We start from the raw sequence: 22623 nt of genomic DNA on the forward strand, positions 1-22623 counted from the left end.
CCTTTATGATTATTTTTATAAATAATACTTATGGAAAACCGGGCTATTATTAAATTCCATATTGCTTTCTGGGTTCTGGTAGTTATTGTAACTTTACCTGAATCATTTTTATATACAGGTCATCCTTTATTTATTCCCCAATTTACAGGTACTTTTTCGGTTTTAGCTTACAACTTTGTTATCTTTTATATTTTCTATTCATATTTAACTGAAAAATTTTTTGTAAACAAAAAGTATATACGTTTTGCATTTTTTAGCTTTAGTGTAGTTACTATTACAGGATTTGCTGTAACTTTTTTTTCTTACTATCTTTTTATATTTACTTACCCTGAAACTTTGCCCATAAAATATACCCACAAAGAGTGGGTCTTAAGTTTTATATACGGTGTCATGGGCATCGGGACACTGTATTCTATATTAGGATTACTTTCAAAAATTGCTTTACTATGGTACACCAATAAGCTTAATCAGGCTGATACCGAAAAACAGAATCTTTCTACAGAGCTTGCAATGTTAAGAGCGCAGGTGAATCCCCATTTTTTGTTCAACACACTTAACAATATCAAATCTCTTACCAAAAGTCTGCCATCAAAAGCTGTTAACAGCATTGATAAACTGAGCAGTATTATGAATTATATGCTGTATGATTCATCTATGGATACCGTATTTTTCGAAAAGGAAATTACCTATATACAAGATTATATAGAACTTGAAAAAATAAGATACAGTGACCCAGGATATATTGATTTTAGTATAAACGGAAATTATTCAGAGATCAGAATTCCGCCGCTGATTTTCATGCCTTTTATTGAAAATGCCTTTAAACACGGAAATAAGCTTGTAGCTCCTCCGGGGATAAAAATTAAATTTGATATAAACGGAAGAAATATCGATTTTTTTGTAACTAATTCAATGAAGGAAAATTATGATACTGTTAGTAAGAACAGCGGTTTTGGGTTAAAAAATATTAAACGCCGCCTTGAGCTTTTATTCGGAGATAATTATTCACTAATCATAAACGAAGAAAAAAAGGAATTCAAGGTTAAACTAAAATTATTCCTGTTATGATAATAAAATGTATTGCTGTAGATGATGAGCCGCTTGCTCTGGATCTTATCTGTGATTATATATCCAAAGTTCCATTCCTGGAGCTGTTGAAAACATTTAGTGACGGCATCAGCGTTCTGGAGTATCTGGCTTCAAACCATGTTGACTTGGTTTTCCTGGATATTGAAATGGGCGGACTTACCGGGACTCAGCTTCTTAAAACACTTCAGCAAAAGCCTAAGATCATTATGACAACTGCGTACAGAAAGTATGCCGTGGATGCTTTTGATCTTGATGTAACAGACTACCTCGTTAAACCCTTTAAATTTGAACGCTTCCTCAAAGCGGTTGAAAAAGCATGTTATCTTATTAATGATAATAAAAAAGATAAATCTGATTTTTCAGGCAGTAAAGATTTCTTTTTTGTAAAATCCGGCTACAAAATGATGAAAGTAGACTTTAAAGATATACTATATATAGAAGGTTTAAGTGAATATATCATTATCAAAACAACATCATCAAATATTATTACCTTACAAAGCTTTAAAAATATTGAAAACATTCTTCCTGCGCAGGATTTTATCAGGATACATAAATCATATATGGTAGCTGTAAACAAAATTGAATCGATAGTAGGACAAAACCTGGTTGTTGCAAAAAAGGAGCTCCCTATCGGCAATAAATACCGGAAACGTTTTTTTGAAGTTATCTCTTCTTTAAAGAATAGCAGATGAACATTCTAAAAAAAGAAGAATTTCAGAAATTATGAATTTAAAAAATAAAATATATATACATGCTGCTTTCTGGCTCGTGATTATCATTTCAACATCTTTGGAAATGATACCGGCATTAGGGAAATTAACTCCTGAATTATTAGCAGGTGACTATTTTATATATCTAGCATCTCATTTAATAACTTTTTATATATTTTATTTTTTTACAGGCAGAAAAAGTTTACAGAATAAAAACAAAATTATACTATTTGCAGCAGGTATTCTTATCTTACTGCCGGCATCCTTTCTATTTTCATTTCTGTATATTTGGCTTTTACCAGGCAGCATTCCCGGGCTCAGCGGAAGCGGCTTCAACATCACTTTCCTGAAGATATTCTTCAGCATTTTTCATTCTTTATTTTTATATGCTTTAGCGGGAGCACTCCTGAGATTTACAGTGCTTTGGACAGAAAACGAGATCAGCCGAAAAGAATCAGAGAAAAAGAAAATTTCTGGCGAACTGAAACTTCTTCGCTCGCAGATAAATCCGCAGTTCCTGTATCATACTTTAAACCGTTTGAAACAACTTGTAACCACAAAGCCGGATGATGCAGTATCAAATATAGATGACCTCTCGGAGATAATGAGTTACATTCTGTATGAAACTTCATCTGATAAAGTTCCCCTGGAAGGTGAGATAAATTATATCAGAAGCTATATTGCGCTTCAGCAGTCCCGGTTTAAACCCGGCTATATAAGCTTTAAAACCGAAGGAGAAATTTATAATGTAAAAGTTCCGCCTATGCTGTTTATGCCGTTTTTGGAACATGTTTTTAGAGAAGTTGATGAAGATGCAACTGAAACCCCTGGAATAAAGTTTGAATTAAATATCCTTAAATCTGAATTAATTTTCGTTTTATCCTATTATTTTAAGATCTTTAACGGAAACAATTGTAATAATTTATTTAATTACTCTGAACCTATCAAACGTTATTTAGAGTACTATTTACAAGAGAGGAATGTTATTAAATCCAAAATTAACGGAAACAATTTCAAATTAATATTAAACTTAAAATTTTAATTCATATTAATAAGTAATTTTAAACTTTAAAGATTTGTTTTAAATTATAATTTTCTTGTTATTTTGGGAAAGGATATTAATATACTACTTTAATATAAAACTAAAAAAAATATTATTATCTATTTTAATGACAAAATAAAATTTTCGATATCTTTTTTTCTTAACAAATTCTGATACTTTTTTTCTGACTTTAATTGTGCAAACAAATGATTAACAAAATGATCATCTTTTGTATGTGCATTAACAAATATATTAGTCAAACGTTTTGACAAGTTAAAATTATATTTTTTCCTAAGATATATTGCGCGTAATAATAAAAATTCTTTCTTGGGATTGTTAAAATAATAATCCCTATTTCTTGAAACGATGTCTAAAGTATTCCTCTTTATGCAATCTTCATAATATTTTGAAAATAATTCTTTATTATTTAACTTTAAACTAATTGAATCATAATTATAAAAAGTACTCATGGATATGCATTCAGGATTTCTTTTATAAACTGTAAAACTATACTTATATGCATAATTATTTTCTAAGCTCCAAACATCTAAGGTTATATTTGATAATTTCACTTTGAAACCATTCATCCTATTTTTTTCATATACCTTAAATGCGCTATCAATATATTTTGACAATGTTTTACTATTCAGATCTATAATTAAATCGATATCTTTCGGTTTATACTTACTATCATTTATTGATCTTAAAAAACCGCCTATTATATAAATGTCAGTATCTGTTGGTAATAATTTTAAAAATTTATCAAGACTAGGATTTTTTATTTTCAATAAATTTAATTTAATATCAAATTTTGCTTTAAAATTTCCTCTGTCTATATTTTTAATCATAAATTTTAATTATGAATTCCAGATAATTTTCTATATAAATTTAAAGCGTAAGAATCCGTCATGCCACTAATAAAATCCAAAACTAATTGAAATTTATTATAAAGTTCATTAGAATATGTCTTATTGTTTTCGTAAATATAACGGTAACTTGACGAAATGGTCCTATATAATTTTGATTCTTTTGAATTTCCATTTGAGTTAAAGTTATCAGATTCTGCAGCCTCAATGTAATATTCTAACAGTCCAGTTATTACTTTGCAACCTACTAATTCTGCTTCAGTTATGTTTTTGCTTAAATATACAATTTTAGCCAAATTTTTAAATACTTTACGAATTTCATAAACAGCTAAATTTTTGAATAAATCTGTTTTAAATTTACCATCTAGGATTTTATCGTAATTATCACAAAAATTATTTATAACTTTCTTTGCCATAAATGACTGCATTTCTATTTTAAATCTAGTTACCGCAAACTCCAACTCGTGATCTTGCATATAAGAATATTCTTTATAAAATTCATCAAACTTATCAATAAGTTTTTTATTATCCCTTTCTTTTATTTCACTAAATTGCTCCCTTATAATTTTATAATTTAATATACCTAGCTTGACCCCATCTTCTAAATCAGCAGCCATATATGCAATGTCATCAGCAGCTTCTAGTAAATATGTTATTGGGTGTCTTTCATTATTAATTTTTAAATCTTTATTTATTATATCATAATCTTTTTGCTCGGAAGAGAAATAACCAAATTTTTTATCAGAGATATTATCAGTTGTTTTATTCCCAGTAATAGAAGATCTTGGATATTTGATAATTGCAGCTAATGTTGGAAAAGTTAAATTAAGACTATGTTCATCTTTCAAAAAACATAATTTACGTAAAATTCTAAATGTTTGGGAATTACCTTCAAAGAACTCAAAGTCTTTAATCTCCTGTTTATTTCTTTTAAATAATCTTTGATTATTATCATTTTTGAAATATTTTTTAAAATATTTTTGAATTGATTCTTCTCCAAAATGTCCAAAAGGTGGATTACCTATATCATGTACTAAACCAACAGTAGCTAAAAGTGAACTAATATAACCAATATGTTTTGAACTAAGTTTCTTTTGTTCAATTAATTTCTTTTCTATACTTAGTCCTATTGATCTTCCTATGTTGCTTACTTCAATAGAGTGAGTTAATCTCGTACGAATATAATCACTTTGTTCTAAAGGGAATACTTGTGTTTTATCTTGTAAACGTCTAAATGATGCACTGGTAACTATTCTATAATAATCATTATCAAATGGATTTCTAGCATCAAATTTTTCTAACTGTGTTCTCTTTCTGAAACTTTTATCCAGTAATAATGTATCCCATCTATTATCCATTACTAAAACTCATTTCTATTAAAGTTATTGTTTAGTATTGATATAATTTTAAATATAATGATTTTTTATTTAATAAAATATTAAGTAATCATGTGGAGCTAAGGAGGATCGAACTCCTGACCTCTTGAATGCCATTCAAGCGCTCTCCCAGCTGAGCTATAGCCCCTAAATCTATGCAAAAATAGCGAAAAAATACAATTTATATCAATTCAAAAATATTATTTATACTTTGATGAATAGTCTATGGATTGCAAAAAAGTAAAAAAATAACTAAATTTGTAATTCCCAAAAAACTTAATAAATATAATATCTTTTCAAAAAATATGAGTTTTATGGGGGTTTTTTACTTTTAAGAAAAATAATAATTAAAAAATAAGTAAAATGTTCGCAATAGTAGATATAAAAGGTAAGCAGTACAAGGTTTCTGAAAAAGACAGGATATATATCAACAGGATAAAGGATGATGTTGGCGCAAAGGTCACCTTTGGCGATGTATTGATGTTCTCAAAGGATGAAAAATCATTCCAGGTAGGCGCTCCGAAGCTTTCAATGAACGTTGAAGCTACAGTTCTTGGACATGTTAAAGATGATAAAGTTATCGTCTTCAAAAAGAAAAGAAGAAAAGGATATAAAAGAACCAAAGGACACCGCCAGCAGTACACTGAAATTGAGATCAATTCAATTAAATAAGTTACTGCTTAGTTTCAACCAAAACAGATAATAATAAATTTTTAATTTTATATACAATGGCTCATAAAAAAGGATTAGGAAGTACAAAGAACGGCCGCGACAGTAATGCACAAAGATTAGGCGTTAAGCGTTTTGGCGGCGAGCTTGTTACCGCAGGCAGCATTATTGTAAGGCAGAGAGGAACAAAGTTCCTTCCCGGACTTAACACAGCTTTAGGCAAAGATGACACAATTTTTGCCACCATTACAGGTCACGTTCAGTTTGCCAACCAGACCAGACTGAAGAAAAAGATCAATATTCTGCCCGTAGAAACCAAATAAGAATTATCAATTTTTAAGCAGTATCACTGCTGATGAATAGTTTAGAGCAGCGAGTGGACACGGGTTCACTCGCTTGTTTTTTTATATTCTGCCGGTGTATTTAAGCATACCTGCTAAAAAGCACTGCATCCGGCAAAAATACAGAAAAGTTAAAACCATTTTAATAATATAATCCAAAGAGGCAAATAAATTGAAAGTATCAGTAATAGGAGCAGGTAATGTAGGCGCGACCTGCGCAGAAGTTTTAGCGCACCATGAAATTGTAAATGAAGTTGTACTTCTTGATATCAAAGAGAATTTCGCTGAAGGCAAAGCCCTTGATATATGGGAAACCGCTGCTATCAATATGTACGATACCAGGGTAACAGGCTCAACCAATGACTACAGCAAAACAGCCGGTTCAGATGTTGTGGTAATTACATCCGGACTCCCCAGGAAACCCGGCATGAGCCGCGATGACTTAATTTCAACCAATGCTAAGATCGTTAAATCAGTGACTGAGCAGGTAGTAAAATATTCACCCGATACAATAATAATAGTTGTATCAAACCCGCTTGATGTTATGACCTACTGTGCTTATGTAAATGCAAAATTCCCCTCTAACCGTGTATTCGGTATGGCAGGTATTCTTGATACCGGAAGGTATAAATCATTCCTTGCAGAAGCGCTGAATGTTTCACCTAAGGATATACAGGCAGTGTTAATGGGCGGCCACGGCGATACAATGGTACCTCTTCCGAGATATACAACCGTTGGCGGTATTCCCGTAACTGAACTGATCGAAGCTGATAAGCTTGATAAGATAATTGACCGCACCAAAAAAGGCGGCGGTGAAATTGTTAACCTGCTCGGCACTTCAGCATGGTATGCCCCCGGCTCTGCAGCAGCGCAGATGGTTGAAGCCATTATTAAAGACCAGAAACGCGTATTCCCGGTTTGCGCACTGTTAAACGGCGAGTATGGATTAAAGAATATTTATCTCGGCGTTCCGGTAATTCTTGGCAAAGGCGGAATTGAAAAGATTATTGAGCTTAAGCTGAATGATGATGAAATGAAGCTCGTAAATGAATCTGCCAAAGCGGTAAAAGAAGTTATGGATGTTCTCGATAATATGAAAGACTAAGCAATAATTCCTATTCATCCGATGACTCAAAAGTCATCGGATGAATAAATCTTCCCAGAATTTCTTTTCATCACTTCTGTTTCTTATCCTTACCCAGTTTTTATCACTGAACTCATTTCCATTAATGATTCTTTTATATTTTGATTTCTTAGTTCCGTAAGTCCGCATTGCAAAAAAGATAATTGAATCCTTAGAGAACAATTTCCTGAAACTTTCACGGTTATCATGCCATAACGGCTTTTGAGTCAATATCCTATGAATTGAACGTTTTGTAATTCTATATAGCATTTTAAAATAAGGCACATCAAGCCAAACAATTGTTTCAGCTCTTCCAATCGTCAGATCCTGATTCCGCGGATAATTACCGTCAATAATCCAACTTGGGGTTAGCGTGATTTCATCAACTTTCGAACGAAATTCTTCATTCTTAGATTCCTGCCAATCAGGTTTCCAGTAAATATTATCAAGCTCGTGATGGTTAATACTCAGAATTTGAGATAATTTTTGTGCAAAAGTAGTTTTGCCGCTGCCGTTAGCACCCACTACTAATATTTTTTTTCCTAAGTTCATTTTCATAGTCATCCTGTCACTTTAAGCCCTGCGGGCTAATAAAGTTCACCGGATGAATTTTATTTTCTCCCAGAATTTCATTTCATCACTTCTGTTTCTTATCCTTACCCAGTTTTTTTCACTGAATTTTTCTTCCATAAACAGTTTATATCTTCTTTTTTTTCTCTTATAGGAAAAGAATGCATATTTCATCACTGAATCCTTCGAGAACAGCCTTCTGAAGCTTTCGCGGTTACCGTGCCACAGCGGGTCACCGCTTAAGGCACGAAATACCGATCTTTTGAATGTTCTGTAAACCGAAACGTAATGCGGTACATCCAGCCATATTACAGTATCACAGGCTGGAAGTGTTACATCCTGGTTCCTTGCATAATTGCCGTCTATTATCCATTCCTCAAGTGAAGTCAATTCGATGGTCTTATTACGGAACAAAGTATAATCTGTTTCCACCCAGTTAGGCTGCCATGAATAGTAATCAAGCTCATAAAAAGGCAGCCCGGTTTTGGCTGCCAGCTTTTTACCGATCGTAGTTTTGCCGCTGCCGTTTGGACCTATAATTAATATTTTTTTTCCTTTTATCATTTATAATAAAATGCCAAAAATTGCTGGTCTAAAAGCACACTTACTGCCGGGATTTATTCACCTGTAAAATTGCATACAGTAATAATACTAAACAAACGGTTAATATTTTTATCCGTATATTGCAAAATTAAAACTTTATAAATTAAATAAGAACTATTAAATTCAGTTCTGCGGAAACATGTTTAGAGTATAAATATTATGAATAATGTTCAAAGCTTTGATGTAATAATTATCGGCGGAAGCTATGCCGGGCTTTCTGCGGCAATGTCGCTGGGAAGATCCCTTAGAAAAACCCTGGTTATTGATAGCGGAACGCCATGCAACATACAGACCCCGCATTCGCATAATTTTCTCACAAATGACGGCAAAACTCCCGCTGAAATATCGCAGGAAGCTAAACAACAGGTTGAACTTTATAAAACCGTTGAATTCTATAATGGGTTAGCTGTGAGCGGAATAAAAACTGATAATGGGTTTGAGGTCACCACCGCAAGCGGTTTGAAATTTAATTCGAAAAAATTAATTTTCGCCACAGGTATTAAAGATCTAATGCCTGATATAAAAGGATTTTCTGAGTGCTGGGGTATTTCAGTTATTCACTGCCCTTATTGCCATGGTTATGAATTCAGAAATGAAACTACAGGCATTCTCGCAAACGGTGAGCCTGCTTTTGAACTATCTAAGCTTGTTTATAATTTATCAAAGGATCTTACCATTTATACCAATGGCAGCTCTGAATTTACCTCTAAGCAGAAAGAGGATTTCGCAAACAATAATATCAAAATAATAGAATCTGAAATTGCGGAAATAATACACACAGAAGGATATATCAAAGAATTGGTATTTAAAGATGGCAGCTCAGAAAAGCTGAAGGCGCTTTATGCTAAAATTCCTTTTGTTCAGCAGTGTGATATCCCATCAAAGCTTGGCTGTGAAATGAGCGATACCGGCCATTACCAGGCAGATAACCTTCAGAAAACAAATATTGATGGTGTGTTCGTTTGCGGTGATAATTATTTCCCTATGAGGTCTGTATCTGCTGCAGTTTTTTCGGGTACCATGGCTGGCGCTGCTGTGAATAAAGAGCTGGCTGATGAAGATTTTTAGCTCTCCTTGGTTTTTCTGATTACTATCGGCTCTTCGATAAGCTCAGGTATTGAGCCGTCTTCGGGTACTATGTATGAATTATCAGCTTCACCGGACTTCCTGAACCGCCACTTGCGGGCGGCTTTTTGTATCTTTAACGGGAAAATTGTAAGCGTGCCTTCTTCATCAATATGCAGCCTCAAAAAATTCCTGTAATCCTGCACCCGCAGCGCTGAAAACGCTTCATTATCATGCCTTCCGAAAATGTTCATAGATACAGTCAGATAAATTCCCATATTAAGCGAGCCAAAGAACCAGCCTAACCAGAAAACGATCAGCGGAATAAATATAAATCCCGTAACAACTCCTTCATTGAAAACTGTATTATTAATGTATGTCGCAAATAGTCCGATATAAGCTATACTGAACAGGTTCATAAAAAAATGTGACAAACCCCCAAGCCATTTGTACCATTTTGAATGTGTATCGGTAAAGAAAACAAATGCAGCAGCCACAGCGCCAAGCCAAAGGGCAGCAACGGGATTTATAAGGAATGCCCTGAGAGTCTGGTCAAAAAAGCCCCTTACATTATGTGCAAAATCAAAATGAAAAGTTGAGCTGACTATCCAGATAGTGATTAAATAAAATGAACCGGTAAGAATTCCGAATCCGGGATTTGTGAACGGGAAAAAAATATTCATCCACCCCAGCTTTTTAGAAGTTTTAACATCAGGGTAGCTTTTCTTAAGCTCAAACTCACGGGGTTTTTGTCCCGGGAGCTGTTTTTCTTCAGTAAGCAATGAAAAATCACCTCCATGAGTCGGATGAATAAACGCTCCGCCGCCTCCGGCTGTGATTTTTTGTACTTTTGCCCCTGTATCTTTCGCGTTCAGCTCTTCATGCCTTCTGTAATGATGAAGATCACCGGTTAAGAATACTTTTACTTCAGCACCTCTTGGCTTTAATATCTCTTCCTGCAGGAAAATAAGGTCGCTTTCATCATACTCACCACCGAACTTTTTATATTTATGCGCATAGATCCAAACAGGCTCTGATATGCATAATATAACTTTATCGCCTTCTTTCATATGGCCATCGGCAATTGCCCTGAAGTAATCAAGCTGCGCGGTATCAATATTTGAATGAAGCTGACCGTCTGATGCAAGCAGCCACCAGTTATTTGGAAGCTTTAGCGCGAAGTAGCTGCGCTTCTGGCGCGAATACCAGCCGCCTGCGAACTTACGCGACCCGAGATCTGAACAAAACAGCCTGGTGAAGGATTCAAGCCCGTCATACCAGTCATGGTTGCCGGGTAATGCAAAAACATGCGGCGGATTTTCAGGCTTATCATCGCCAAAAGCCTGTTCATATGGTGTGATGAGTCTCTCCCTGTATCCCTGTTTTGAAGGCGCGGGATATACTTCATCCCCTCCAAATATCAGCACTTCGCCCCTTTTGGTCTCAAATGAGCTGTCACCAAACTTTAGATCTAATCCCTGCTTAGCTGCATAATATGCTACGCTGTAGGTAGGATTCCAGCCGTCACCCGTATCAGCAATAAAATCCAGCCACATTTCTTTGCGTTTGGAATCTTCATCAGGAACGATCTTTCCGTTAATTATCTTATGATACCGGGTATAATTATAAAATTCCTTCTCGCTGGATGCCAGCGCAAGCATAAGCCTGCGGTCTGACTGCTCACCGATAATTGTTGAAATGATCGATTTATAAGCAGTACCTGCAAGCTGTTTTAAGTTAAACCAGCTTACCGGCGGCAGCATTTTTATATTTCCTAAATTATTAAACAATATTATTTTTCATTGCTAAATGTACTTGGCTTCATATTCTTTATGTAAAAAATTCCATCTGCGCTGTTACTCCATTTCCCTTCCATTTCTTTGTTTCCCAAAGGTCTCATAACAAAATTTTCACTGAGCCACCCCGGATTAGATGGATCTCTTAAATCTATATATGAATTTTCTTTTCCGCAGTACTCTAATATATATTCAAGTGAGTTTTCAGATGCATTTGTGACCTCTGTTTCATCATATTTTTGAATATTCCTGCTGCTTCCGCTGTACCCGGTAAAGACAATTGAATACATTTTTTTCCCTAATTCATTATAAACTGCATCGCCCATAGTTTTTGTTTTTTTGTAAAGATTATTTATAAATGATGAATCAGCTTCCTTTCCTAAAATTGATGATAGATTTCTGGAGTTATGAAAACTGGCTGCCCAAACTATTATCTTTTTGCCTTTGAATTTATTCTGCGCTAACCATAGCAAATTTTTACCCATTTGCTGATCTCTTGCATTTATCAGACCGGCGTCATTGTGATTAACTGTTTCATATTTCATTGCCAGGTAACCGTTATAATTAAGCTTTACACCTTCAATTACAAGTTTCCAGAATTCAAATTTTTCGTCTGTTTTAGATAAACTATCCAAACTGTTAATGACCTTATCTATAAGTATATTATTATATGTTCTGTCTCTGCCGCTTTTTATCTCTTCATTAAGGCAAACAAGTTTTACAAAGAGATTCTTTTCACCCTGAGTTAAGAAATTAAGTTCATGTTTATATAATTGATCCAGTAATAACTGGCAGCTTTCGTATCCCGTTAACTGCGAATCAAACCCCGAAAGCTCCAGCGGCCTGCCTGATTGCAGCGTACTTTGAAGATACTGTACCAGTTCTTCACATTCATTTGAGTTCACCCACATGGGGAAAACAGCTTTCCTTATGCCTTCTGTATAGTTCCCCGTGCGCTGGATATCACCCCATGCATTGGTACAATCAAACAACCCGCTTTCAAAAGCAAGTACATCAAAACCCGCTTCTTTGTGGAGAAACTTAATTAAACGGGATTTCGCAAGAAAAGTTGAGCCATCTCCGTGGGTTTGCTCTCCAAGCAAAATTACCTGAACAGAATCCCGTTCAATAATATTTTTAAGAAACTGAAGATCTGAGTAATCTTCATCCTTTGGATCAATTGTCTTTATGGTCTGAAGTACAGGTTCAAGGGATTTGCTCTTTTCAATAACTTCTTGGCTGGTACATGAAATCTGGATTATAGAGGCTAGAATTAAGATATAGAGATTTTTCATGGGTATGGGTTTACTTCTTATTAACTATCATCACAAACTCAGAGCCCTTGCCTTCTTCATTGCGGTAATAGAATTCATCAACCATTGCGCGCGCTATAAAAACTCCCCTGCCGTGTACATCAAGTATATTATCCATATCAGTCGGGTCCGGCAGGCGGCTGATTTCAAAGCCGTCGCCTTCATCAAATATCATTACTTTAATTGTGCGCTCATTATGCTCAACATACATTTTTACTTTCTTCAGCATACTTTCTTTGTTGCCGTGCACAATTGCGTTCATGGCAATTTCAGTTACCGCGATCATCATCTTGTTATATTCATCTTCAGGCAGGCCGAAATCTTTATTGATATTCAGCATAAGTTCTTCAACCTTTTGAATATTTTTCCGTTCCGAGCTTATTTCAAGAAAGTATTTTTTCAATATATGCTTTTATATTCCCCCTTAAAAAGGGGGATGTTTAGTACAAATTATACATTTAGCACAGTTTGTTCAAAGAATAATGCTTTGCATAAATCCTTACGGGGATTTTAACAGCACAGATCATGATCTGTCAAAAATTCAAACTGGCATTTAGATAAATATTACCATTGTCAGTTCCGGGGTTACCGTCACCATACCTGTAATAATCATATGAACATATCAGTTCAATTACGGAATTCCGTTTCCATTCCGCCCTTAGCTTAACAAACGGACCCATTGTCCGCACATAATTATCAAAAACCCGCTCACCTGCCACATAATTGAACCTTCGCTGCTCAAACCAGCGGTAACCGCCTGATAAAGTTATAAATTTATTAAAAAAATAATTCAATTCAGAATTAATAATTTTGTCCTCAAAATAGTTCACCGGCCGCTGGGTAAATTCGCTCCAGTTCAGCTCTCCCCTTTCATACAGCTTCACCTCGCCGTAAATATCTGTGCCGAAATGTTCGTTAAACCTGACTATCAGTGAATCCTTAAGGTTCAGCTGGCGGAAAGAATAACTCTTCACACTTGAAATAATATCCTGGAAATCATAAACTGTATAATTAGCCAGAACGCTGAATGTACCTACATTCCTGAAATGTTCAGATGGCTCAAAAAAGCTTTTGCTTGTGAACCTTATGACCCTGTTCCAGTTATTATTTGAGCTTTTTTGTGAGAATATATATACTGTGTGATAAAGATTCACATCGAACGATGTTATCAATATAAGATTCCTAAGATTATTGAACCTGTGAGCAGCATACAGAATATATCCAAGTTCATCTCTGTCATCATAGTTAAAATCACTCTGCGTATCGTATTTCATAATTGAAGCGCTTCCTGAAAATTCAACCCTGTTCATAAGATCAATATTATAATAAAGGTTTGAATTCAGCTTGAATATCGCTGAATGATTGTTCTTTGTCGCCTCGTTGTTTTCTATAATATTAACAAAATTGCTGTTTATCCTGGAAGAATTTATAAGGAAATGCTTTTCATCACGCTCACGGTAATATGCCTTAAGCTGGTAATCAACTTTTGGGAACTGAAAGTTCAGCGCAATATCACCTGCAAAGCTCAGCTCCTGAATATCGGTATCATATATTCCGGGCTGGGTATTTGTAGTTACAGGGATGTATGTATTTTCTTTTGTGATCCTTCTGTAATCAGGGTTAATATTAAATACTACAGCCAGTGTTTTTGATACTGTATAATCAAACCTGTTGTAGAACTTAAAAATATTTTCTGTTCTTTTTTCGATGTTATTTTTAATACCGTACTGCTGGATAGAATTATTATCAGCGGGAAAGTAAAAATCCTTTCTTACCCTTGAAAAAGTCCCGTCAAATTCATTCCGCGCCAGGTTATTTTCAAACGGTTTTTCAAAATAAACACGGCTGTATACAAGGCTTTTTTTGCGCGGGTCAAGGGTTTCATAACCCAGCTTCAGCTGTCCGTCAACCAGGAAATCAGAAAGGCTGAGATTATAGATACTGAATTCACCTGAAACACTCGGTCCCTTGTTCAGCTCATCATACTGGCTTTCAACCTTATACCCCGCGTTAAGCACAGAATAAATCTGCGAACCCTTAACTACTGCGTCATAAAGTCCGCTTATATAGCCCATATTGGATGATGAGCCTTTTAGCTGGAAAGTTCTGTCATCACTGAAGAACTGGCCGAAATAGTTTGCCGAAACATTTATCACATCATTTACACTGTAGCCGGCAGTAATTTTCACATTATCAAAATCGCGGTAAAGGTTTTCATCAAGCTTTGTAACAGATGATGAATAATAGTTTTTTAAAAAAACATTGAGCCTTTTATGTTTTTTATAAAAATTGAAACGTGAAATATATGAAGCGGAATTTTTATTGTTATCAAAGTTGGTGAAAAGGAAATTACGGGTTATGTTTGAATCTATAAATGTCTGCACGTCTGTAAAATCACTTTGAGCCATTACAGTACACTGAATAACGGCTAAGAAGGCAGCCCATTTACATAAAATATTCTTCAAGAATTTTCCCTGCGGGATATATTATATTGCTGTTATAATTTTACTGCTTATTATTCCCAAAAATTCCGGTGATCTTTTCATTTACGCCGGGCATAACACTGTACTTGCCCATTAACTGCTCAAGCTCAGCCGGTGAATCTTCATGAACACTTCCTTCAAAAGCTATCTTTCCTTTGTTAAGTATAATTACCCTTGTGCATATTTTCTCTGCGCTTTCCACAATGTGGGTTGAATAAAAAAAGGTTTTTCCCCTTTGCCTCAGATCTTTTACCAGGTTTCGGATTGTAAGTGTTGTATCATAATCTATTCCGCTAAGAGGTTCATCCCAAACAATTACTTCCGGGTCGTGAATAAGTGATGATATTATAAGCACTTTCTGCCGCATGCCTTTGGAAAAGGCATGCATTGGAGTATTAATTTCATTTTTGAGGTCAAAAAGCTCCATAAATGCATATATTCGCTGAACGTAAACATCCTTCGGCATATCATACATTCTGCATACAAACTCAAGGAAATCGAAGGGTGTTAGTGAAAGGAACAGCGCGCCGGTTTCGGGAACATACCCTATCATTTTTTTTACCATAGTAGGGTCATCATTAACATTAAAACCGTTAATTATTACATTCCCCGAAGTTGCCTCCAGCATTCCGCACAGGATACGTATAGTAGTGCTTTTTCCCGCGCCGTTTGAACCCAGGTAACCGCACACTTCGCCCGGCTCTATATGAAATGAAATCCCGTCAAGCGCTTTAACATCACCTGAATATACTTTTACAAGATTTTCAGCAATTATCATTAAAAAGCTGGTTTAATTTTTAAGAAGCTTAAGCAGTTTTTTATAGTTTATTCTTGAAACAAACGGACTCTCCGGGTCTATAAACCTGTAAAGTACATCCGGATTTTTCGATATCCCAATTCTTTTGGTGCTTTTGATCTTCCGGTTATTTTTTGAAAACGATTCCGCTATAAAAAGCTCATCGCCTGCAAGTGATATACCGTTTTGAGCAAGATTTATTTCCATAGCTTCGCAAAGCTTACCCGGACCGCTCAGCAGATTATAAATATCATCAGTTCCCCGGTTCCGCTGCATATATTTTATACCTTCAAGCGGCTCTGCCGCTCTTATAAGTACAGCATGAGCTGAATTGCTTTTTCCTGCTACTGCATTCAGGCAGTAATGGTTTCCGTATGTAAAATACACATATGCATTTCCGCATTCGCCAAACATCACTTCATTGCGTTTTGTTTTTCCGTTAAATGAGTGTGAAGCTGCATCTGCATTTCCAAGGTAAGCTTCTGTTTCAACAATTACCGCTGAATAAAACCTTTTTCCTTTTTTGCGAACAATTATCTTTCCAATCAATTCTTTTGCAGTTTTTAAACAGGTCTTATAATAAAACTCTTTACTTAATTTTTTATATTCCAATTTTTAAAAACCAAGTATTACATGCCCGGTGAAAATATTTTTTTATCAGCTGTCAAATAAACCATTTTGTTCTTTTAAGGATTTTTTCTTTGTAATACCAAGATGTTTATATGCAAGCTCAGTTGCCTCTCTGCCCCTTGAAGTACGCCTTATAAATCCCTCAAGTACGAGGAACGGTTCATAAACTTCCTCAATTGTACCCGGCTCTTCTCCTACTGAAACAGCTATTGAATTCAGCCCTACAGGCCCGCCTTTATAGGTTTCTATTATAGTTGTTAATATCCTTTTATCCAGCTCATCCAGTCCAAGATGATCAATTTCCCAGTTATTAAGCGCTTCATCTGCTATTTCTGCTGTAATTACACCTTTATTCTTTACTATTGCAAGGTCACGGGTAAGTTTCAGCAGGCGGTTAGCAATTCTCGGAGTACCTCTTGAACGCTTTGCAATAATTAATGCGCCTTCATCTTCGATCCTTATTTTCAGAATTCCCGCAGATCGGTTTACAATATCAGCCAGCTCATCTGTATTATAATAATTCAGGCGGCAGCGGATACCGAACCTGTCAAGTAAAGGAGCGCTCAAAAGTCCGGCCCGTGTTGTTGAGCCAATTAATGTGAACTTTTCAAGCTGAAGGCTTACACTTCTTGCTCCGGGACCCTGGTCAATAATTATATCCAGCTTGTAATCTTCCATTGCGGAATACAGGTACTCTTCAATAACTTTTGGTATGCGGTGTATTTCATCAATGAAAAGTATATCCCTTGCCTCAAGCTTGGTAAGCATTCCCGCAATATCGCCGGGCTTTTCAAGCACTGGACCCGAGGTTGTGATAATACGTGAATTCATTTCGGCGGCAATTATATATGCAAGGGTTGTTTTGCCAAGTCCCGGGGGACCCGTGAACAGCACATGATCAAGCGAATCACTGCGCTTTCTGGAGCTTGCTATTGAAACGCCTATGTTGGTTTTTATCTTTTCCTGGCCGGTAAAATCGGTGAATGCATGCGGGCGAAGCTCATTTAGCATTTCCCTGTCTTCTGCAAGCGCATCAGGTGTAATTTTACCGGACTCTCTTTTAGCCATTTATTTTTTCTCTGCTTCTATGGTTTTTATTGCCAATAAATGCCATGTTACACCAACAGCAATTGAAGCCAGCAGTATCCTGATGTAAAGATTTTCGGTAAGAAAAATTACTGATACCGATATACCTGCCAGCAAAAAAGCGATCGAAAATATTTTTGATCCCAGGGTCATACCGCCTTTTGTGCGGTAGTTTGCTAAATACCTGCCGAAGTACCTGTTATTGTGAAGCCAGTGATGAAATTTCTCAGAGCTGCGCGCAAAACACCATGCAGCCAGTATAAAAAATATCGTTGTAGGAAGCAAAGGCAGGAACATACCCAGCACACCGATAGCAACCAAAACAAATCCGCTCACCAAAAGTGTCCACCTAATCACCGGGTTACGGTGCGGAAGAATTTCCTCGTTTATTTTGTTATTTTGATGATTATTTGACATAATATTTCTAAATTTGTGGAAATTTTATCATTATTAAAAGTCTACATAAAATCACCTGTTTTAGAATATAAATTAAATCAGAAAACAAAATCTGCTGATACAAAAAGCCTTTATTAAGTTAGTGATATTAACTAAATTTGGATACTTATTTCTAACAAATTAATCTTATGGTTACTAAAGAATCAGCATTTCAGAAAATTAGTCAATTAGTTAACAGGTTTTCTGAGCAGATAGGCTCTTATAAACATTCAGATTATAACGAAACACTTACCCGGAGGGATTTTATAGACCCGTTCTTTAAAGCCCTGGGCTGGGATATGGATAATGAACAGGGTAATGCCGAAGCCTACCGCGAAGTAATACACGAAGATAAAATTAAAATTGGCAGCGCTACCAAAGCGCCTGATTATTCCTTCAGGCTCGCGGGGGGTAAACGGCTCTTTTTTGTAGAGGCCAAAAAACCGAGTGTATTTGTGAAAGAAGAAATACCGCCTGCTTACCAGATAAGGCGTTATGGCTGGTCAGCTAAACTTCCAATATCTATTGTTACCGATTTTGAAGAGTTCGCAATATACGACTGCACCAAAAAACCCAAAGCCACCGATAAAGCTTCAACAGCCAGAATAAAATACCTTGGCTACAAAGAATATATTACGGAATTTGATTTCCTGTGGGATACATTTTCAAAAGAACGTGTACTTAAAGGCAGCTTTGATAAGTTTGTTTTAAGCGATACCGGTAAAAAAGGAACCGCAACTGTCGATAAGGAATTTTTGGAATCACTTAACGAGTGGCGTAAACTGCTTGCCGAAACAATAAGCATTAACAACGTAAAACTGAATGAAGACCAGCTTAACTTTGCGGTACAGCAGACACTTGATAGAATTATTTTCTTAAGAATATGCGAAGATAGAGGAGTTGAGCCTTATGAGAAACTTAAGCATTGCCTCTATTCCCCTCTAGTCAAAGATCCCCTTGGCGAGAGAGGTACGCCGAAGGCGGGGGGTGTGTACAGTAACCTTTTCAAGTACTTCGAAGAAGCAGATAAAAAATATAATTCAGGTCTATTTGATCTTGCCAAGGATAATACCACAAGTAAGCTGAATATTGACAACAAGGTATTAAAGAAAATTATAGAAGAGCTTTACTACCCCGTTTCTCCGTATGAATTTTCCGTTCTTTCAGTTGAAATACTCGGCTCTGCTTATGAGCAGTTCTTGGGTAAGGTAATCAGGCTTACACCAAGCCATAAAGCCAGGATAGAAGAAAAGCCCGAAGTAAGAAAAGCAGGAGGTGTATATTACACACCGCAATACATTGTAGATTACATTGTAAAAAATACTGTTGGTAAGCTTGTAGAAGGCAAAACACCTAAAGAAGTTGAGAAAATAAAAATTGTTGACCCGGCCTGCGGAAGCGGAAGCTTTCTTATAGGGGCATACCAATACTTGCTTGACTGGCATTTGAGTTATTACATGGGTAAGGGAGGAAAAGAAAAAACCTTAACCCCAGATGGCAGGCTAACAACCGCTGAGAAGAAAAAAATACTCATTAATAACATATACGGTGTTGATATTGATACACAGGCAACGGAAGTTACAAAACTTAGCCTGCTGTTAAAGTGCATGGAAGGTGAAACACTTGCATCCGTACAGCAAACTATGAGCTTTATGCATGAGCGTATTTTACCTAAACTTGAAAATAACATTAAAAGCGGTAATTCACTGATTGACCTGGATTTTTACGATGGTGAGCTTGAGTTTGCCGGTACGGAACGCAAAATTAAGCCTTTCAACTGGCAAGCCGCATTCCCGGAAGTATTTAAACAGGGTGGATTTGATTGCGTGATTGGAAATCCACCATATGGTGCATTATTTACTGATGATTCTAAGGATTACTTCTTAAAGAGATATAAACACCAAAATTATCAGCTTGATAGTTATTTACTCTTCCTTGAAAGAAGTATTTCTACCCTATTAAAAACACTTGGGCATTTAGGTATGATTATACCAAATCCTTGGCTTACAAATCTTTTACAAAAAAAACTGAGGAAATATACAACAGAGAATACTTCGATACTTGAAATTGTACACTTTAAGAAGAAAGTTTTTAAAGTTACAGTAGATACTGAAATTATTCTTTTAAAAAAGGAAATTGTTGAGAATAATTTAGTCAAAGTAACAGTAGTAGAAAAGGATCAAAATTTAGGAGACGCAAATAATCTATTAATCTACCATAAGCAGGAAGAATGGATTTCGCCAAATGGTGACGTAATCAACATCTTTTTAACAAACGAAGACCGACGTATCATTAAAAAAATGTTGAAAAATATTCTTGACTTAGAACACTTTTGCGATATAAATGTCGGAATTAAACCATATCAAGTAGGAAAAGGTAAACCGAAGCAAATAAGAAAGGACGTACAAAATAGAGTTTTTGACAGTAATGTAAAGAATGATAATACATATAGAAAGTATCTAAGAGGTTCTGATATTCAAAGATACATTTTGAAACCCATTGAAGTCAGATACATAAAATATGGAGAATGGTTAGCCGAACCTAGACCTGCTGCAAATTTCGATGCTAAAGAAAAAATATTCATGAGGCAGACAGGGGACAGTTTAATAGGGGTTGTTGAACTAGAAAAATATCTTTGTCTAAATAATATGCATGTTTTAGTACCCCACAAATCACTAAACGTTAAACTAGCTTTTCTTCTCGGTATTATAAATTCAAAATTGTTAAACTGGTACTATCAGAAAATAAATCCTGAAGCAGGTGAGGCATTGGCAGAAGTTAAAAAAACGAATGTTTCACAACTTCCAATTCACAAAATCGACTTCACCAATCCCGTAGAAAAGAAAAAACATGATGAGATAGTAAAGCATGTAGAAACGATGCTTGAGCTTAACAAAGAGCTGCAAAAGTCTAAACCCGGCGAGGAACAGGAACACTTAAAGCAGCGCATAACCTACACCGATAAAAAAATAGATGCATTGGTGTATGAGCTTTATGGTTTGACTGAAGAAGAAATTAAGGTTGTGGAGGGATGAAAAGAACTATTAGTTTAGCTAAATAAACTGGAAAAGAAATTTTTTAAAAATAGAATTTATATTATGAAAAAAATAAAACTTGATAACGAAGAAATAAATTACTTAAAAGAATTACTTTTTGATTGCCGTGAAAGATGGACAATTAATAAAATAAAGAAACTGAAAATTAATGAATATGTGTTAGGCACAAAAAGCAGAGATACTTTCTGTTATTGGATTGAAAAGAAAACAAAACGTCTTGGTGGAATTTCCGGCATAGGCGGCGGTGGTTCCTTTAAGTTTGGAATTTTTAAACCTAAGAAATTAAAACGATATAAGAAAAAATCTCAATATATATCAAATGGTATGTACTCCTGGAGAAAAGTTTTTGACGAAAATTCCTCTGCCAGGGCCTATAAGGAAATACACAATAAAATTAATATACTCGCAAAAGCAATTTTTAATAATGATCGTGATACAATTGAATATGAGTTAGATATAAATAAAATCGGAAGGATAAATCCAGAATTTGGCTGGAAAATTGTATATTTACTTTCTCCAAAACGAATTTATTATCCTTTTTTTGATAAAGATTTACTTCTGTATGCATCAAAACAGGTTAAGGATAACAACTTTAATCGAAAAACCAATAGAATGGAATTACAAAAATTTATTCATAAGCATAGAGATAAATCGCTAGATGTTTTTTCTTTTGCGAAATTAATTTGGGAATCATTCAATAAAAAACCCACACAACAACTCTCAACTGCACTTGACCCGGAAGGTGGAAAGAAAACAATTACTCACGAAAAATTGGAAAAAATAATTGTTAACCGTAATAGAAAAAACATAAATAAAGTTAAACATGGGGTAACGAAATGTGAGGGCTGCAATATCAATAAAAATAGAAAATATAATATTCATGGTAAATCAATCTTTGAAGCACATCACATATTACCCATTAAATATTGGGAAATTGCAAAAATCCCAAAGAGAGAAGATTATGCGGTTTTGTGTCCTGATTGTCATAGAGCAATTCATAAATTTATGTCAATGAAAAATGTAGAAACAATTAGTATTATTCAATTTAAGAAATTAGCTCGAATTTAATACTAAATCTAAACAAGGTAACAACTTTAAAGTGTGTTTACTAGCTAATAATTGAAATTATTACCGTTTTTCCCACTTTTCTCTTGACAAATTAAGTTAAATATTGTATTATTGTATCAATAGTATCAGGAGGTAAATGGCTACGGCAGTTGAGGTTGAGAGATTTTTAAGTGATTTGAAAACTAAGATCACTACATTTGATATGGTAATTGAAAGAAGAGAAAAGAATCTTGAAACACTGGCTGAGCTGGAGATCCTGAGCTCTAAATCCTTTTATATTGATGAAATTAACAAGTTAACATACAAAAATTATTTTAGAGGTCCGGTTACTGATGCTCAAAATAGCGGCGATTATTGGGAGTTCGGTACAGAAATATCCTCTAAACAGATTTACATTAAAATAAATTATGGTTTATCGGGTAAACCGTGTATTTTAATTTCATTTCATTTTGCTGAATATGAAATGAAATTCCCGCTGGCATAGGTTCAATACTGCTCAAAAAAAA

Annotated in this window: 22 protein-coding genes and 1 tRNA gene; 10 read left to right on the plus strand and 13 right to left on the minus strand. The window is 35.1% G+C overall.

Annotated features, from left to right (window positions below):
• Positions 1 to 30: 30 nt before the first annotated feature.
• From J0M37_15650 to J0M37_15660, 3 genes are read left to right on the plus strand one after another with little or no spacing between them, the layout of a single operon-like run.
• The gene (locus tag J0M37_15650) at positions 31 to 1068 is read left to right on the plus strand and encodes a histidine kinase (GenBank protein MBN8586524.1); all 1038 of its coding nucleotides are present in this window, start codon (positions 31 to 33) and stop codon (positions 1066 to 1068) included.
• On the plus strand, positions 1065 to 1781 hold the full coding sequence (locus tag J0M37_15655) for a response regulator transcription factor (GenBank protein MBN8586525.1): 717 nt from the start codon (positions 1065 to 1067) through the stop codon (positions 1779 to 1781). Before J0M37_15650 ends, J0M37_15655 begins: the two co-directional genes overlap by 4 nt.
• 31 nt (positions 1782 to 1812) lie before the next feature.
• Positions 1813 to 2841 (plus strand): histidine kinase, encoded by a 1029-nt coding sequence (locus J0M37_15660; protein ID MBN8586526.1) that lies wholly within the window; start codon positions 1813 to 1815, stop codon positions 2839 to 2841.
• Between the two features lie 119 nt (positions 2842 to 2960).
• Here J0M37_15660 and J0M37_15665 read toward each other — a convergent pair whose 3' ends face one another.
• The 3 genes from J0M37_15665 to J0M37_15675 all read right to left on the minus strand — a co-directional run bounded on the left by J0M37_15665 (position 2961) and on the right by J0M37_15675 (position 5231).
• A complete protein-coding gene (locus J0M37_15665) occupies positions 2961 to 3689 on the minus strand; it encodes a hypothetical protein (protein MBN8586527.1) in 729 nt (242 codons plus the stop codon).
• A gap of 5 nt (positions 3690 to 3694) precedes the next feature.
• The gene (gene dgt, locus J0M37_15670) at positions 3695 to 5065 is read right to left on the minus strand and encodes a dNTP triphosphohydrolase (GenBank protein ID MBN8586528.1); all 1371 of its coding nucleotides are present in this window, start codon (positions 5063 to 5065) and stop codon (positions 3695 to 3697) included.
• Positions 5066 to 5158: 93 nt separating this feature from the next.
• Positions 5159 to 5231, minus strand: a tRNA-Ala gene (locus tag J0M37_15675).
• Positions 5232 to 5446: 215 nt separating this feature from the next.
• Between J0M37_15675 and rplU the strand changes: the two genes are divergently transcribed.
• From rplU to mdh, 3 genes are all read left to right on the plus strand, one after another.
• A complete protein-coding gene (gene rplU / locus J0M37_15680) occupies positions 5447 to 5755 on the plus strand; it encodes a 50S ribosomal protein L21 (protein MBN8586529.1) in 309 nt (102 codons plus the stop codon).
• 56 nt (positions 5756 to 5811) lie between these two features.
• Positions 5812 to 6075 (plus strand): 50S ribosomal protein L27, encoded by a 264-nt coding sequence (gene rpmA, locus J0M37_15685; protein MBN8586530.1) that lies wholly within the window; start codon positions 5812 to 5814, stop codon positions 6073 to 6075.
• Positions 6076 to 6265: 190 nt separating this feature from the next.
• On the plus strand, positions 6266 to 7198 hold the full coding sequence (mdh, locus tag J0M37_15690) for a malate dehydrogenase (GenBank protein ID MBN8586531.1): 933 nt from the start codon (positions 6266 to 6268) through the stop codon (positions 7196 to 7198).
• 33 nt (positions 7199 to 7231) lie between these two features.
• Here mdh and J0M37_15695 read toward each other — a convergent pair whose 3' ends face one another.
• Positions 7232 to 7774, minus strand: coding sequence for an ATP-binding cassette domain-containing protein (locus J0M37_15695; GenBank protein MBN8586532.1), 543 nt, complete (start codon positions 7772 to 7774; stop codon positions 7232 to 7234).
• A 39-nt stretch (positions 7775 to 7813) separates the two neighbouring features.
• Positions 7814 to 8350, minus strand: a complete 537-nt coding sequence (locus J0M37_15700) for an AAA family ATPase (protein MBN8586533.1) — start codon at positions 8348 to 8350, stop codon at positions 7814 to 7816.
• A 198-nt stretch (positions 8351 to 8548) separates the two neighbouring features.
• Between J0M37_15700 and J0M37_15705 the strand changes: the two genes are divergently transcribed.
• Positions 8549 to 9457: an NAD(P)/FAD-dependent oxidoreductase gene (locus J0M37_15705; protein ID MBN8586534.1), complete on the plus strand. Its 909-nt coding sequence runs from the start codon at positions 8549 to 8551 to the stop codon at positions 9455 to 9457.
• Here the strand turns inward: J0M37_15705 and J0M37_15710 are convergent.
• From J0M37_15710 to J0M37_15745, 8 genes are all read right to left on the minus strand, one after another.
• Positions 9454 to 11244, minus strand: a complete 1791-nt coding sequence (locus tag J0M37_15710) for a hypothetical protein (GenBank protein ID MBN8586535.1) — start codon at positions 11242 to 11244, stop codon at positions 9454 to 9456. The two genes, J0M37_15705 and J0M37_15710, sit on opposite strands and share 4 nt — an antisense overlap.
• Before the next feature lie 2 nt (positions 11245 to 11246).
• Positions 11247 to 12545 (minus strand): erythromycin esterase family protein, encoded by a 1299-nt coding sequence (locus tag J0M37_15715; GenBank protein ID MBN8586536.1) that lies wholly within the window; start codon positions 12543 to 12545, stop codon positions 11247 to 11249.
• 10 nt (positions 12546 to 12555) lie between these two features.
• Entirely contained in the window at positions 12556 to 12966 is a 411-nt protein-coding gene (locus J0M37_15720; protein MBN8586537.1) for an ATP-binding protein, read from the minus strand.
• 130 nt (positions 12967 to 13096) lie between these two features.
• Positions 13097 to 15028 (minus strand): hypothetical protein, encoded by a 1932-nt coding sequence (locus J0M37_15725; GenBank protein MBN8586538.1) that lies wholly within the window; start codon positions 15026 to 15028, stop codon positions 13097 to 13099.
• Between the two features lie 40 nt (positions 15029 to 15068).
• The gene (locus tag J0M37_15730; protein MBN8586539.1) at positions 15069 to 15824 is read right to left on the minus strand and encodes an ABC transporter ATP-binding protein; all 756 of its coding nucleotides are present in this window, start codon (positions 15822 to 15824) and stop codon (positions 15069 to 15071) included.
• A gap of 12 nt (positions 15825 to 15836) precedes the next feature.
• Positions 15837 to 16454 carry a DNA-3-methyladenine glycosylase gene (locus J0M37_15735; GenBank protein ID MBN8586540.1) on the minus strand — a complete coding sequence of 206 codons (618 nt, stop codon included), beginning with the start codon at positions 16452 to 16454 and terminating at the stop codon, positions 15837 to 15839.
• Between the two features lie 45 nt (positions 16455 to 16499).
• Positions 16500 to 17540, minus strand: a complete 1041-nt coding sequence (ruvB, locus tag J0M37_15740) for a Holliday junction branch migration DNA helicase RuvB (GenBank protein ID MBN8586541.1) — start codon at positions 17538 to 17540, stop codon at positions 16500 to 16502.
• A complete protein-coding gene (locus J0M37_15745; GenBank protein ID MBN8586542.1) occupies positions 17541 to 17975 on the minus strand; it encodes a YbaN family protein in 435 nt (144 codons plus the stop codon).
• A 167-nt stretch (positions 17976 to 18142) separates the two neighbouring features.
• Here J0M37_15745 and J0M37_15750 point away from each other — a divergent pair, with 167 nt between their 5' ends.
• The 3 genes from J0M37_15750 (at position 18143) to J0M37_15760 (ending at position 22601) form a co-directional block, all read left to right on the plus strand.
• On the plus strand, positions 18143 to 21028 hold the full coding sequence (locus J0M37_15750) for an N-6 DNA methylase (protein MBN8586543.1): 2886 nt from the start codon (positions 18143 to 18145) through the stop codon (positions 21026 to 21028).
• Positions 21029 to 21091: 63 nt separating this feature from the next.
• Positions 21092 to 22117 (plus strand): HNH endonuclease, encoded by a 1026-nt coding sequence (locus J0M37_15755; GenBank protein MBN8586544.1) that lies wholly within the window; start codon positions 21092 to 21094, stop codon positions 22115 to 22117.
• A gap of 136 nt (positions 22118 to 22253) precedes the next feature.
• Positions 22254 to 22601 carry a hypothetical protein gene (locus J0M37_15760; GenBank protein MBN8586545.1) on the plus strand — a complete coding sequence of 116 codons (348 nt, stop codon included), beginning with the start codon at positions 22254 to 22256 and terminating at the stop codon, positions 22599 to 22601.
• Positions 22602 to 22623: the final 22 nt, after the last annotated feature.

Source organism: Ignavibacteria bacterium (genome assembly GCA_017303675.1).
Lineage (GTDB): Bacteria > Bacteroidota > Ignavibacteria > Tepidaquicellales > OLB5 > OLB5.